The sequence below is a fragment of the Paenibacillus sp. 1A_MP2 genome, assembly GCF_052244825.1.
Lineage (GTDB): Bacteria > Bacillota > Bacilli > Paenibacillales > Paenibacillaceae > Paenibacillus > Paenibacillus vandeheii.
Window position 1 is genome coordinate 36735 of record NZ_JBQQCS010000003.1, and the last position, 14439, is coordinate 51173.

19 protein-coding genes are annotated in these 14439 nt (G+C 40.8%); all 19 read right to left on the reverse strand.

The features are described 5' to 3' along the window. Positions 1-92: 92 nt before the first annotated feature. The 19 genes from ACTWJ7_RS34505 to ACTWJ7_RS34595 all read right to left on the reverse strand — a co-directional run bounded on the left by ACTWJ7_RS34505 (position 93) and on the right by ACTWJ7_RS34595 (position 14371). Complete coding sequence (locus ACTWJ7_RS34505; RefSeq protein ID WP_443146498.1) at positions 93-692, reverse strand: hypothetical protein; 600 nt, start codon at positions 690-692, stop codon at positions 93-95. Then, positions 685-2466 (reverse strand): peptidoglycan DD-metalloendopeptidase family protein, encoded by a 1782-nt coding sequence (locus ACTWJ7_RS34510; protein WP_443146499.1) that lies wholly within the window; start codon positions 2464-2466, stop codon positions 685-687. The genes ACTWJ7_RS34505 and ACTWJ7_RS34510 overlap by 8 nt, the downstream gene beginning before the upstream one ends. After that, positions 2453-3406, reverse strand: a complete 954-nt coding sequence (locus ACTWJ7_RS34515; RefSeq protein WP_443146500.1) for a hypothetical protein — start codon at positions 3404-3406, stop codon at positions 2453-2455. The genes ACTWJ7_RS34510 and ACTWJ7_RS34515 overlap by 14 nt, the downstream gene beginning before the upstream one ends. Continuing rightward, positions 3403-3774 carry a hypothetical protein gene (locus tag ACTWJ7_RS34520; protein ID WP_443146501.1) on the reverse strand — a complete coding sequence of 124 codons (372 nt, stop codon included), beginning with the start codon at positions 3772-3774 and terminating at the stop codon, positions 3403-3405. The genes ACTWJ7_RS34515 and ACTWJ7_RS34520 overlap by 4 nt, the downstream gene beginning before the upstream one ends. 2 nt (positions 3775-3776) lie before the next feature. Further along, positions 3777-4220: a hypothetical protein gene (locus tag ACTWJ7_RS34525; RefSeq protein WP_443146502.1), complete on the reverse strand. Its 444-nt coding sequence runs from the start codon at positions 4218-4220 to the stop codon at positions 3777-3779. Then, on the reverse strand, positions 4220-4513 hold the full coding sequence (locus tag ACTWJ7_RS34530) for a hypothetical protein (RefSeq protein WP_443146503.1): 294 nt from the start codon (positions 4511-4513) through the stop codon (positions 4220-4222). The genes ACTWJ7_RS34525 and ACTWJ7_RS34530 overlap by 1 nt, the downstream gene beginning before the upstream one ends. Before the next feature lie 42 nt (positions 4514-4555). Next, entirely contained in the window at positions 4556-4915 is a 360-nt protein-coding gene (locus ACTWJ7_RS34535) for a hypothetical protein (RefSeq protein WP_443146504.1), read from the reverse strand. A gap of 25 nt (positions 4916-4940) precedes the next feature. Next, positions 4941-5168: a hypothetical protein gene (locus ACTWJ7_RS34540; RefSeq protein ID WP_443146505.1), complete on the reverse strand. Its 228-nt coding sequence runs from the start codon at positions 5166-5168 to the stop codon at positions 4941-4943. 20 nt (positions 5169-5188) lie between these two features. Next, positions 5189-6061 (reverse strand): type II secretion system F family protein, encoded by an 873-nt coding sequence (locus ACTWJ7_RS34545; RefSeq protein WP_443146506.1) that lies wholly within the window; start codon positions 6059-6061, stop codon positions 5189-5191. 19 nt (positions 6062-6080) lie between these two features. Further along, positions 6081-6740, reverse strand: a complete 660-nt coding sequence (locus ACTWJ7_RS34550) for a type II secretion system F family protein (protein WP_443146507.1) — start codon at positions 6738-6740, stop codon at positions 6081-6083. Positions 6741-6922: 182 nt separating this feature from the next. Continuing rightward, positions 6923-8422, reverse strand: coding sequence for an ATPase, T2SS/T4P/T4SS family (locus ACTWJ7_RS34555; protein WP_443146508.1), 1500 nt, complete (start codon positions 8420-8422; stop codon positions 6923-6925). Continuing rightward, the gene (locus tag ACTWJ7_RS34560; RefSeq protein WP_443146509.1) at positions 8388-9101 is read right to left on the reverse strand and encodes an SAF domain-containing protein; all 714 of its coding nucleotides are present in this window, start codon (positions 9099-9101) and stop codon (positions 8388-8390) included. The genes ACTWJ7_RS34555 and ACTWJ7_RS34560 overlap by 35 nt, the downstream gene beginning before the upstream one ends. Beyond that, positions 9101-10327 carry an AAA family ATPase gene (locus ACTWJ7_RS34565; RefSeq protein ID WP_443146510.1) on the reverse strand — a complete coding sequence of 409 codons (1227 nt, stop codon included), beginning with the start codon at positions 10325-10327 and terminating at the stop codon, positions 9101-9103. The genes ACTWJ7_RS34560 and ACTWJ7_RS34565 overlap by 1 nt, the downstream gene beginning before the upstream one ends. Positions 10328-10334: 7 nt before the next feature. Then, positions 10335-11543: a hypothetical protein gene (locus ACTWJ7_RS34570; RefSeq protein WP_443146511.1), complete on the reverse strand. Its 1209-nt coding sequence runs from the start codon at positions 11541-11543 to the stop codon at positions 10335-10337. Then, complete coding sequence (locus ACTWJ7_RS34575; protein ID WP_443146512.1) at positions 11543-11992, reverse strand: site-2 protease family protein; 450 nt, start codon at positions 11990-11992, stop codon at positions 11543-11545. The genes ACTWJ7_RS34570 and ACTWJ7_RS34575 overlap by 1 nt, the downstream gene beginning before the upstream one ends. Before the next feature lie 21 nt (positions 11993-12013). Continuing rightward, entirely contained in the window at positions 12014-12439 is a 426-nt protein-coding gene (locus ACTWJ7_RS34580) for a hypothetical protein (protein WP_443146513.1), read from the reverse strand. Between the two features lie 339 nt (positions 12440-12778). Next, positions 12779-13408 (reverse strand): hypothetical protein, encoded by a 630-nt coding sequence (locus ACTWJ7_RS34585; RefSeq protein ID WP_443146514.1) that lies wholly within the window; start codon positions 13406-13408, stop codon positions 12779-12781. After that, positions 13389-14006, reverse strand: coding sequence for a hypothetical protein (locus ACTWJ7_RS34590; protein ID WP_443146515.1), 618 nt, complete (start codon positions 14004-14006; stop codon positions 13389-13391). Before ACTWJ7_RS34590 ends, ACTWJ7_RS34585 begins: the two co-directional genes overlap by 20 nt. After that, positions 14003-14371 (reverse strand): hypothetical protein, encoded by a 369-nt coding sequence (locus ACTWJ7_RS34595; RefSeq protein ID WP_443146516.1) that lies wholly within the window; start codon positions 14369-14371, stop codon positions 14003-14005. Before ACTWJ7_RS34595 ends, ACTWJ7_RS34590 begins: the two co-directional genes overlap by 4 nt. Positions 14372-14439: the final 68 nt, after the last annotated feature.

Below are 14439 nucleotides of genomic sequence, written 5' to 3' on the forward strand. Positions count from 1 at the left end.
TATCTATAGGTCATTTGATAATGTTTTTTTCTTTTACAAGCCTAATTTGTTCATAACTTACTAATCCGGCTGCCCCTGCTGCTACCAACCATTCAATCATAAAATTCCTCCACCATTACAGATAAGGCATGACGATAAGGAGTTAACTCATCTTCTTCAAATGGTTTCATATCTTCGGCTACTTCGACCATTTTCTCATCCTCTACAGGAACAATGTCCGAATCAACCTTTATGCTCTCCACTTCCTTAACTTCAACGGTAACGGCAGCTGCAACTTCCGGCACCGAGTTTGTTTGCCATTGGTCTACGAAATAAGTATAGGCATTAGCCTCAATTGCGAATCTCATCACAGCTGCTTGCATGATCCATTTTAGTCTTTCCTGACTGTCCATCTTCAAAAGAGCTGTTTTTAAAGAGTTCTCAATAGGGACTTCCTCATCTAATTCCACCATTCCATCCAATTGTACTGTTTGGACATGCTTAGTTTGAGCCGGCACCAACATTTCATTTTCGGCTTTAATTATGTTAGATTCCTGATCTGCCAAAACTCGACGACGAGCTGCTTCTCTCAACCATTGATCAGATTGCAAAAGGCCAGATTCATCGCTGTCCAATGCGTCTAGTATCAAGGCTAGTTCATTTTCTACGTAATCAATTTCCGGATCGATGCGCAATGAGTATGCTTTAGTCATCAGCTGGACCACCTTTCTGAGTTCTGTAATAAGGCAGCGGATCTACAGCAGTATCATTAAGTAACACTTCTGTATGCATATGTGGACCGGTACTCTTACCCGTATTTCCCACCTGACCGATGACCTGTCCCCGTTTCACCATCTGTCCTTGTCGCACAAGCAACTTGTTCATATGAAGATATCTTGTCTTCATCCCATTTCCATGATTAATAACTACAAAGTTACCGGCCTTAGCATGGTTCTGTACGGCCGATTCAACTACACCATTATCTGCAGCAACAACTGGAGTCCCAATTGGAGCTGGTATGTCCATGCCATTATGCATTGCACCTTTAGCTCCAGTAACAGGATCAGTCCTTGATCCAAATAGTGAGGATAGTGTATAAAACCCTGGAACAACCCACTGCAGCTGCCCGGTAGCATAACTACCGTTCTCACCAATAATAATTTCTTGGTCTAAAGGCAGATTAGAATCTGAAAAGGTAGGATCTACGAGTTTCACCAATACGTAAAAATCCTCCATAGCCTGTTTTCCTGTTAAATGAGCAGTTTTTAGAGCTCCCTTAACAATAGAATCGTCTTCCTCAAGATCAGTTTTCGCTAAAATCGGATTCTTCGTAATAATTGTTGTTGATCCACCGTTACCTGAGTCGCTTGTTTCCTCGTTTTCTTGATAACCAACTTGATAACGATACACGCCTTTATAGGTTCTGATTGACTGAATGAACAATAATTTTTCTTTTTTTACGCTGGTACTTGTTTTTCCATCCTTATTGGTTTTCTTTGTAGTTATCGTTTTTTCTACTTGGATAACTTCCATATCTCTAGGTGCTAGTGCCGCTGCAAATTCTCGAGCTGATTTCTCATTGTTACGTTGGTCTTTTGTCATAACTAGTACATAAATCATGGCATGCGGTATTCCAATTCCTCGCTCCTCTACCTGTTTCTTCAGCTCTGCATTTAACCCAATCTTATTCGCTCCATCCAATGACCAACCAATCCCATCCATCCATTCCCTGCTGATCTCCTGATATGGCAAAGATCCACCAACACCGACATGAGTTGACCCCGGAGATTCCACATCTCCCATAACCAATTCGTAACCGCCGTCTGTATATAGATCAACGAAACCTGTTACCTCCAGGTAGTACTCATTGCTTTTGTTGTACGCATAAAGCGCTTTTTGCATATCAAATGGGCTGCCACCATTCGCAGATAGATATTTAGCTGCAGTAAAAATTGCATCCTCAATGTCCCACGGATCCGCTTTTCCATCTCCATTAGCATCTGTACCGTAACCACCGTAATGGGCAATCTGAGCTGGATCAGTCAATACATCATCAGGTATGTCTGCATCACCCAGCCTTGTTCCTGGATAAGACCAGCCTATCCAGGTTCTTGGCATAAATTGCATATGCCCGATTGCACCAACTGATGAAATCATACGTTTGTCAGTGCTAAATACGGTCTCTACTCTATGTACTGCAGCTAAAAGCGTCCAGGGTACATTGTATGCCTCTGCTGCTCGCTGATATATTGGAATGTATTGAGCTGGAACTTCATTAACACCGATCTCTGAGAGACCTGGTGCCTCTATTCCTTTATTGAACCAGTCTGGGACTAAACTATTTACTGCTGCGCCAATACCTCCTGCCAAGATCATAAGGAGCAAAAATCCGCCTACTACTACCAAAACAACTGTTCCTATGGATCCTAATCCTGATATTATTAGGCGCTTCTTAACCTTTTGCTTCAGCATATTATTGACTGACATAATTACTCTGTCCCATAAGCAAATTTAATTTATATAAACCACGGACAATTGCATACTCTGGAGATGTAACAATTTCAGTTGATTCATCCGATATAAATTCAGAGGTCACTTCACCTAACAAGTATGATTTTTCAAAGTTCAGCTCACTTTTTAATTGATTGATTGCTTCTTTAACCTTAGAATTCAGTCTTTCTGTACTTTCTTCAATTAGCGATGATACAGACTCATATTTCCCCTCTTTAATCTCTAATTTGCCGGTATGAAAAGCGACATCTGTATCATAGATAGATAGGCTTTTATTCGTTTTGCTGAAATAATAATCTCTGATGTCCAGTAATATATCGCTAAACCCGAAAGAAAAGATCCCCTTCTCGATCACGGTCAGCCCTTCTACTAATGCCCACTCACAACATCTTTTAAATAAAACCATGACTAAGTACCTTTTAGGCATACCACTTTTAGGTTTAAGCTCAGACTCTTGTATGGTTAAGAAACAATCATAGATCGCAGCAATAATGGCTGGATATGTGACTAGGTTCTTTATATTCACATGCTGTTCCCTACCGTCTAATTGAGTCACACCGGCCAATTCTTTAATACGACCTTCTAAGACTCCAGGATTATTCCACAATGACAAAGGTAAGCCCATTGTTACTGTCTCCACCTGGGATAAATCACTTCTCCCTAAAGCAGCGTAGAATAGCTTAGTCCATTCCTCATCGTATTCATTTGGGCTACAAATATTTTCACCTCTCACTGCTGTCAGATCAGCAGCATAACGCACATCCCAGTCTTCAGTACTGAGATCAATAATATAATCTTGATCATCTATTTCATCAGGTAAATCTGATATCAAACCTGAAAGACTACTATACGTCAGTTGATTACTATCATTGATAAACGACAAGTATACACTTTGTCCAAAAAATAGATTAATCATATGATTCCTCCTCCTACAGAGATAATGACGAACAAAGAGAGTATTGCTACTGCTGGTATCGATGCTCCTCGTGATTTGCGTACCATTAGCAAAGAAATGATTACTGTGAACATTACTAACAAAACTCCTCCTAAACCAAAACATCCGGCTACGATCGGAAAAATCAACTTATCCGCCGCACCCATTCTCACGCGCAAACAGAAAATGAGGACAGTAACTGCCGCCAGGGCAGAAAGAAAGGGATGATGCAGTGCACACATCCCTATGCCCAATATATTTACTAGTAAGATACTCCACAGCGGTATTTCTCTGTACTTGTAGTCCAAGGCTCCACACAGGGCCAATGCAATAATGAATGCCCACATCATAGTCAGTACTCCCTAAGAAAAGAGAATTTCACCCCAAAAGGCACAGTCCAGGTGGTTGCACTACCTCCAAGCTTCTCATAAAGTTTTACGCCTGGAAGCATCACTGTATATTTGGCTTTTGTCGTAACATAATCCCCATCAGTTGTATTCAGTTCAATATCAGACATCTTAAAAAGAGTAATTCCCCTTTGAGATTCCGGAAGTATTTTAGTTACTGATTGATAGATTGCATTTCTTACTGTTCCTACATCCGGATTGACGCTCGCATAGCGAGCGCCTTTAATCATCACATTAGAGAAAAACAATACTGAAATACCGTAGTAGATGACGGATATAAAAAGTACCATGACAACAGCAAGAGCCAGCCCAGCCAACGGTGTCATCGCAATTTCAGAGGAAATAACTCCACGATACTTTTTGTTCAGTAGTTTACCCCATCGCTTCATTAGAACGATCCCATCGAATTAAACAGGTTAGTAATTTGTCCTTTTGCCGTGGTCATAATCGAGTTGAATGCTTCGTTTGCGACAGGAGAGTTCTTAACAATAACCCAAAGGAAAAGGGCTAGCATAGCAAATTGAAGCAGCGTATCCATTCGCAGGGAGTTCGCCTTAACCATCCGTTTTTTCTCAAAGCTAAACTTGTACATCGGAATTGCGAATTCTCCAACCTTTTTGAACGTATCTACTACCGAATTCATTGCTCTTACAGGCACCGACATCATCATTTCGTTTTTCATAGTTTAATTGAACCTCCAAATTTTTATAGTTTTATAGTTTGATCAAACTTGATCTGTTCCCAAAAGATCTGTAGCAGGCATCCAGCAATCTGCTGCACTTGTATCCCAAGATACCAGGACGTCATACTCTACATAACCACTCGGCCGTGTTGACGGTCTTACATCTTCAACTGTTCCAAAATCCCCGCTAAAATAGCCTCCACCTTCATGGCTGCTCGATACCAACTCAACACGATCGCCAGACTCAAAAGGAACCTTTTGCATGGAATCAATGGCATTCCGCATAGTATTTTTGTACTCTCGAATTGATCGTTCAACAACTTCTGGAATATCTTTATTAGCTGCTTGCCAAGCCTCAAGCTCTGCAATTGAGGCTTTCATACCTATAACTAAATGCTCCATATTCTCACCTTCCGAGCAATAAAATTTAGGATTTACAGATCAAAATCATCTGAAGATTTGCTGCTACGGGATCCCTTTTTCTCCTTTTACCGGCGAAAATACGATACATATTAAATGCTCCAATACCAATAGATGCAATGCCTAACAGTAAGAAAGCAACAGAAAATGCAGCCTTAAAGGTATAGAAGCAGAACAAACCAAACAGAATAAACAATACTGACGCAAAGATCCTTCCCTTGTTAACACCACTCATAGTATTTTTTCTCCTTTGTTTTAGAAATTTAGGAACCCACCGGCTCCTTGGAAATTGTCTTTGAATCCAATAAAGCCAAAAAACAAGACTCCAGCAAAAGTCCAAGCAACAGCAGCTGCGACGACTATCAACATATTGTTTTTCCCTGACTCTTGTTTAGAGTCGACAATCTCATCGATCCGATTATTCTCGTCCGTTGTTTGTCTTCGGATCATATCAGCCAACGCCTCTGCAGATTTCTCATCAGATAGCTCTAATGCGAGACACAATTCTGTCAAAGCTCTTGTTTCATAATCTTCCCGAAACTCTTTCATCGCAGCTCTCAATGATTTTCCATCCTTGTCGATAGCTTCGACATATTTTCGGAACGTTTCTCCAAAATGTCCTGGCTGATCTTTGGATATCATCTCCAATGCCTCGACAACCGGAATCTTTTGTTCCAGCATCAAGATCAACTGTCTTTTGGCGATCCTGGTAGCCTCTTCAGCTTCTATCTGTCTTTTTAGTTTGGCTTTTCTTAGACGGCTGATTTGCACCAGTGGGTACATCAGGGCCAATGCAAAAGCTTGTTCCTTCGCATTTTCCAGTTGAAATGCAACAATCACAAGTACCACAACAATACCGGCATAAACTAAGATTAATTCTTCAGCTGTTCGATTACCTGGTCTCCCAGCAACTCTCAACAATCGATCAAACCGATCAATAAGTTTATTGCCCATGTATGGCTTTATAATTTCTATTATTGCTTTCCATACGTTCCCTGACTTGCGTACCTCTTCAAATACCAGACCCATTCTATAGAATTGATCAGATACGGTCTGTGATCGTAACATCAACGGATAACATAGAAATAACGTAAAGAGCACGCTCAATAAAATGATTGCAAGTTGCATAAGTCCTCCTTTCTGATCTTTACTTTCTAGCTCCCTGCGAAATCCTCATACCCCACCACAGGATGAACCCATATCCTGCTAGGAGTGCAAATAGAACAATATTGGTATATGGATGCTTCGTTAATATTTCTTTAAGTACATCGCTGAACAATGCATATAAAGTTCCAGGCAATACGCATACCCAGACCATCATTTGAGCGCCGTTTTTACGAATCTGACCCATGACCCGGTTAATGCGCTCCTGGTTCTGTAGGTCTTTAAGAGATTCCTCAACAAATGTTTTCATATCGCCTGCCTGTCGGATCTCTCGTAACAGTCCTGACCAGATCAATCCGAGAGAACTATCTGGACAATTTTTTATGAGTCGTTCCAGGAATTTGGTGATTGGGATATTTCTTTCGTAGTTGGCATGTCCTATTTCAAATTCAGTTCTTAGAGAACCACTGAGTTTTGGAATTACTTCACCTACCCAATCTTCCAACGTACCTCCTGCAGACACAATTCCGTTCAAATATTCTACAGCAATCTTTCCGTTTTTCCGGTATTTGATCTCATAGCTGCCCTCTTGATACTTATAGATTCCCCATACCACGAAAGCTGCAATGGAGCCTGCAATAACAAAACTTCCACCGTTGGCAGCTGCTAGAACGCCTGCTACGATTCCGCCGCCTGTCATCATACTGTACATCTGCATTTTGATGTTTCGGAAAGAGAAAAACTTACTTAATGCGTTCTCCTTCTCAGTTTTTTCTTGTGGGACAGCCTGTCTACGATAATGTTCTCTCTTAGCATTCTTCCATGAGAGACGAACGAAAAACATACAGACCAAAAGTAGGCAACATTCAAAAATTACAAGGAATATCATGTTAGCTTTCTCCATTTCCAGGTACTTGGAACTTCAATACCAGTAGCCAACATTTTTCGAACAAATGCATCCGAAGGCCCGTTAAATTCATAGTAGCCATTCAGTTTCCCTTTATCGTCAATACCCTCTACAAATTTGGAAACCGTATGTAGTGTCCCATCTGGGTTAACTTCACAGATCTCTCTTATTGTTCGGTCTGAGTGGGTTGGATCCATATGCACGATATATCCGAGCTCACCGTATAAGTTCTTTGCTACCGTCTCTCTGGGCGGTGCTTCAGGATTGCCCGTGATGAAATCAAGAGTTATATCCAAGGCAGCTGCACATGATCCAGCATGAACTGTAGAGCCTGTACCACGGTGACCATTCATAAGTGCCCTATAAAATAAGAAGGCCACTTTGACATCCCGTATTTCCGAGAAGTAGATTCGGGAAGGAAACATCCTCAGTGCGCTTTTTCCAGCATCCGCCTGAGTGTACGCACCTTCTCGTTCATATAATCGAATAACGTGGCCATCGACCTGCGGCTGCATCTCAGGCGATTCCTCAATTATGAGGAGCTGTTCATTCTCTGCGTGATTTACAGTATCTGCATTAAAGAAGGTGGTCTTACCACTACCCGTTCCTCCTGCGATAAGTTTACTTAGCTGAAGAACCCCTGCTATACGAACATAATCCATAGTAGCTTTACATGCGATCCCACCTTCTCTGGGCGAGTAAACAACTTGTCTCTGGTAAACTTTTGAGACATCTTCTATTGAACGAACCTCAAAAGGTTTTTGATGAGATGTCATTGACTTTGTTGTCAGCTCTTCAAGGGTGAAGGTCGTTGGAAATAGTCGAATGCTCACTATCATCGCTTTTGTAAACTGATAAGGTTTATCCCTACGCGCAGAATCAAACTCTGAAAACCCGGTTGGTCCGGAAACAATATGAATCCGTTCCCCGCCTGGCAGCATACCATTTAACTCAACTTTAGCTGGATCAAAACGTAATCCTATCCTTGAAAGATGTAGATTTAGCCAATCTCTCGCATGTTCATAATCCCTAAAGCCAGGACCATTGTATATTTTCCTTTGTCTGTACTGAGTGTATGAGATAATCTGTTCATGCCCATCGTTATGTGGAACAAAGAATTGGATATCGGTTACTCCTTGCATGTCCCATAAAGGTTGCAAAGGTCCATACCTATATGACTCATTAAGGAATTGCTGGATTAGTTCATTATGATGGGTTGCTGGTATGTCCTTCAGATCTTTAATGATTCTTTCCAGCTGTCGCTTTCGTTCCTGCTCTGTTACATCCTCTACTTCACCTTTGGCACGTTTGACAGCTTCGCTCTCCTCTAATACCTTTTCGAGCAATGCCCTCTGCCATTCTGCCCACGAGCTTTTTGAAACCTCTTTGTTGTTAGATCTCAACTTTTCAAAAAGCCGATCTTCTTCATCCCAACTTTGAAAATTATTTTTCTTCGGAGCTATCAACGGGCTGCTCATTTTTCACTTTCACCTCCTCCTTTACTTTGGGTTTCTGCACTTCGAATTTATTTGGATCCAGAACAACACGCACTTTGCCTGTCACAATTATTTCTTCCAGTTTTTCAGAATCACTGCGAGGAACAAGTACAATTAACTTGTTACTGGCTGCTTGCTCATCTCTTAATGCTTGTAATACCAAAACGTTTTCAGCAACATATTCTGAAATTACTGCCTGATTACTTGACTCCGGATCCTTCGTTATACCGATCAATGAAATAACATCATTTGGATGCAAAATATCAATAGGGATGTCTGTTGTGTCTAACGGTATGGTCAATGTGACATAGTCATAAGAAATGGATTGGTTTAGTTCCCGGATACTGCTGGCCTCCGATACATTCGCCTTCTGGAGTACTTGTCCAGGAACCAACATCGTTCTTGCCCTTTTTCCAACCATTTCATCCAGCTGTGCTTCTGTTCGTATTGCATCTGTAGGTATGTTCTTAGCTGGCATAGACTCTTTTATAAAGGAACCTTTTTCAAGTAATGTATGTTCCTCTACCGGCGTTTTAACTTTGTATACTGGTTCGAGCTTCAGATAGCTGTTCATTGCGAAATAGATCGTTACACCTAAAGCTGCTCCTATAACGATCAGCCCAAGCACCCATGCCAATAATCCTTTTGACTTCAACTTCATTACTTGGCCCTCCGATTAAAGAAACTTCCAAAGATTCCACTACCACTGCTTACCTTCTCATTCGCAACTTCCTTTTTTGGAGCCATTGCATTCGAAATGCCTATGTCCTTCAGGAAATGCCGAAATTTTTCGCTATATTTAGATTTCTTAGGGTCTTTAAATACTGGTAGCGTTTTGAGATCCTGCAGCTCTTCCCTTGCATAAGGCATATGGTATGAAGGTACATTAATTGAGAAGTCTTCCATCGCAATTCTTAAAGGCTGCACTTGGTCCTTGTCGTGTATTGCATTAATAACAATCCGGAGTTTGTCTGGCGCATCAGCATAGATCTGTCTAAGCGTATCCAGCGTTCTCTCATGCTGGTCCGCTTCCGGCCTACAAACATAAATGATGTCAGTAGCATAATCTTTTAACATGTGGAAAGTAGGAGTGTAGCCTTGATGCATATCGATAACAATATTCGGATAATAGCGTTTATACGCAAGAAATGCATTGGATACCATCTTGCTTGGCACATTGGTAGTTTCACCATGTGGAGAACAAAGCACTTTCAACCCTGTTGGACCGTGTGTAACAAGTTTGCTTTCAAGCATGTTTCTGTCCCAGTACTGCGAGTCTTCATCGCCAAACTCAAAGATAGTATGACTCCGCTCCTCAATGCCTAACTTTCGATGGGCATTACCTGCATAATCCGAATCAATTAGTACGCATTGGCCACCAGTAATCTTCGCTGTAACTGCTGCTATCTGTGTACTCGTGGTTGTTTTACCTTCACCACCTTTTGGGCTGCACACGAGAATTATCTTTTCTTTTGTTGTTTGTTTTCCTGATCCAAAATCCGTTTGGATCCGTTCTCCAAAATCTCCGAAAGATGAAGGAAGTCTTCGGTTTAAACCGACTTCATTGGGTTGGATAGGATGTGGTGTTACATCCTTAGCCCCTGCACTTAGCAGATCTGTTAATGTATCCGGATCCGTAGCACCAACAAGGTAAATAGTCGCCGGTCCTTTTTCACTCTTTATTTCCCGTGATACTTTGCGAATAGCTTCTTTCAAATTTGGTACAGAAACCGAAAAGAAAATTGCATCAATATGTCCTTCTCTTTCCAGTACAGTAGCAATCTCACCGACACTTCGTGCATCAAAGACTTTACCGTATTCGGAAAGTACCTTTACATTTTCGTTAATTCTGGCTGAATTCACATCAACTACTACCATCGTTTTCATGTAGAACTTACTCCTCCCCAATCAGCTTTCTCCAACTCTGAATGATATCTAGATCACTTTCGAGTTCGATCGCTGCCCTACGTGTCCATGATGCAAGCATTACATGCCTCATCTGCTGCGCTACTACCAGATCAAATTTCCGGTTAAAAGCCTGTTCGATCGCTGAAAGTTCAATAGAGCTACCTATAGGCCATTTATTTAGCACCCATTTCACTCCAGCGGATTCCGGTTTGTCTTGTTCCAAAAATTGCGGATCCGGTGCTGTTACAAACACTTTAATTTTCGCTCTCTTGAACACTTCTGAGTTCCAATTCGTTCCGCAATCGACGACGGATAACTTTTTTAGCTGAGATAGTGCAACTACATCGCTGTTGGATAACGGCTCGTCTGAAATTAGCGCCAGGTCCATATACTCTGTATGTTGGCTTCCTTGGCCAGTTTCGAATAATTCGTTCCTGGTTGATAATCCTCCACTATTTCTTCCGAGCCACGCTGCAAGCGCACCTGTTTTCCTACCTTCAATTAGAACCACGGGCTTCTGAATAACAGTCGCAATATTCCAGGCAACATGTGATACTCCAGTCGATCCATGTCCTGAAACCGCAATTACGTTGTCCAGTTCCAGGTCATCCAGTTCTACCTCTGATTCCTCAGGTACATAAGCATTGGATTTATCAGGCGATTCACTATCCTTTCTTCTTCCGATAGGTGGAACAACCTTCTTCATCATTTCCAATGTAGAAGACAATCGGCTGCCACCTTTGTCTGAATCAAAGCTTGCCAACAGATTTTCTTTTTTCTGGGCTGTTTCTTCAGATCGCGGATCTTCAGTGACTTCCTCATACACATCGAAAAGCGTGACTAAAGCATCCACAATATCTTCAGGTGTAGGATCAGGTTTATTTGTTAAAAATACAGTCCTTTCACCCCGAATACTCTCTTCCGCATCCTCCATCCACTCTTGGTCCTCGGAAGTAACCAACCAAACGATGAATTTACCGTGAACAAGTTTAGCCTTCTCAAGTAACCTTTCAGCCCGTTCTGAACTGCCCTTTAAATCTGTGAACACATATACATGATAGGATTCTGGCAGTTCGTCCAATTCTGAAAATGACTCGAGCACAATCGGCAGTTTATCATTTTCGAAATATTCGTTGATTGATGCATCAAGTCGCGTATTACCTATGAATGATGCCACCTTCATTTTTTTTCCCACTATTTTTTCTCCTTACTTGAGTTCTTTAAAATTTGAAGCACATGTTTACCGTCATTCCGACCGATAGGAATTAGACTGAACAACCCAATAATCGAAGCGAAACCATAAGCGATACAAACTGTTTCCATTGCTTCAACCTGATGCAACCGGAATAGTGCAATAATCCACATGACGATCCATTGCAAAAGCACACCCGCTATACCAATTAATATTCCTTCTACCTTCTTTTTAGCTAGTAGAGCTCCATTCGGATAAACCCCTCCAGCTAAAGGCAGCAGTCGTATTTCGAAACACTTGTACTTCAAGATTCTTGGACCGACTCCCCATTCAATTAGTTGTATGGGTACCCGGAAAATTTTCATCGTTATGGCATGTCCCAACTCATGGATCAATACGGAAAGAGAAAGCCCTATCCCTATCAGTGCTATTGTCAATATTTGCGGATCCAATCCTAATGAGCCTCCAACAGCTTATTTTTTATGATTGATGTTGCTTGTACTGTGAATGGAATCTTGAATATCACCGTACGTATGGTCATCAGCGAAAATGTTATCCATCATTCGTTCGCTGAAGCCTAGTTCGTATGACAGATCAACATCAACACTTATGGAATAGTTATCCGGAAAGGAAATGACCGGCAGATCAATTTTTTCAGTGCTAATGCCCATGGCTTGAAGGTTTTGAATATTCTTGTCAAAGGTCGCTCTGGCAACTGTCTCAGCAGGTACAGGGTCAATCAGGAATTCATCACTATATGTACCTAAATTGAAATAACGCTTATTTGCCCCTGCGTCAGACGAAGCATCTGCAACTGCTTGTGTCCATGTATGGGTCGTCATTATGTCGACAATATCAAAACACAGAGCAGTGGCTATAAGAAAACTAATCGTCAGCAAGAAAGCCCCTAATGAAACTTTCGTGAAAATCACCCTTTCTTTAAATTTTTAAGCTATATTTAGCGATTTATCAGAGATAATACACTAAATAGCTTACTACAACAGTTATATAGTACCATTAAGTAACTCTGTTTTCCATCATTTTTACGAACTATTATTCGTTTATTATGAAAATTAATTTGTAAGCTTTTACGGACAGGATTTTAACGTAGTATATAAAAAAATAACTCTCTTTTGAGAGTCATTCTGCTGAAGCTAACACGTTTACTTAAACTCTTCCCTACTTTCCGATTCCCTGCATTCCTAACAATAAAAAAGAAGAGCCAATGGCTCTCCCTTTTATTGTTTTGAGAAGGTAATCGTTCTCCATACGACTTCCTGTGGTACCGTGTATATCTTTCCGAGCATATGCTCTTGATCTTTTATCATTTTTTTTCTTCCAACAAACCATTCATAATGCCTAAACAAAGGATAATTAAATTCTTGTACTTCAAAACTTTGACTTGTTAGCAATTTCATCTGTGCCGATCCTAACCCTGCATACGTAGATCCGATCAGCATTACTCCTGAATCCCATTCTTGATTATCAAGCTGTGACATGTCATTTCTCATACTTCGGATTATCCCTTTTATGTCGCCCTTCATTGCTGTTCGATTTACATGTATTCTCCAACATCGATTTATTCCGCCTTGTACCTGCAGCCGACTGCGAAATAATTTGAGTGAAAGAGCATTCGGCTCCAGGAAAAAGTATTGAAAGCCTTCCTTTTTAGATCTATGTTTGTACCAATATCTCTTTATGACTGCTAAAAACACATACGCACACCATGTCAACGCAGGTACATCACCAATATTATCAATGCCCACTACTCTTGATATTCCAAGGGCTACAAGAACAATCGGAGTAGTTAAAGCAACTATGTCCTCATCAACCCAAATCAAAAACCGGTCAAGAGTGTTCTGCTTCATTTGTTCTCTCCAATACCTTGATATAGTTAGGAATCCAGGTTGGTTCCTGATCAAAAATATTTGGCGAGACCTTCCGATAACCATTAAATGACTCGGTGTTTTCTTCACCTAAAATCTTTTCAAAATATGTGAGATCTTCATATCCTGTATCTCTTTCTTCACTACTTACAAGATGTGCCTTTTCGTACAAAGATAAATATCCGCTTTTAATCATGGTAGCAATGCAAGTCCATTCATTCCAAAAATCCAATACGGAGACTTTATCATTTATAAACTTCACAGCTTGAGTCTCTTTCATCTCATCTGCATATACCGGTTGCCCGTTATCATAGAATAGTCCTACCCCTGAATATACTTTGGCACGTAATCCTCGTATTGCAAAATCTGACACCGCAATATCTTTACACATTGCGCCTAACATCATTATTTGAGTAATACGGTCATCAGTATCAGAATAATACTGATTTGCGAGCAGATCAAAGAGTTGTAAAGCTGTATCTGACTCTCCTCTTCTTCCATCACGTAATTCAAAATAATATGTTCGTTTTGGTTCTTCAGGTTCTCGAAGCCAGTTTCTATTATCTATATGGAATTTCATTTCTCATCGCTCCCCTGACTAAAATGTTCCTTCAAAAAACTCTTTAAATCATGTGTAGCTTCAGCTTGCTCCTTTGGAGATAGGCCACTTTCGTCCAATATTTCCGTTATTGCCGAGAGCATATCCCTAATTACATCAACTTTAAATTTTGTCTTTGATCTCAACTCATGGTACATATCAACAGTTCTCCAGGTGTCCTCTTTCATTGAAAGCTTAACCATCCTGGATTCCATATTTTTGTCTTGTAAAGATTTTTTACCGGCACCTTTTCGTGCCCCACCTCTACCGTCAGGTTTACTTTTCGTACTCGGCTGATTAATCAGATCTTTTTCAAATTTGCCTGATTGATCTTTATTTCCAGGCAAAGAAAGCACCCCTTGTATTTGAAATAAGTTTACTTATTTCAAAATATAGCATTACATCGATAAAATAG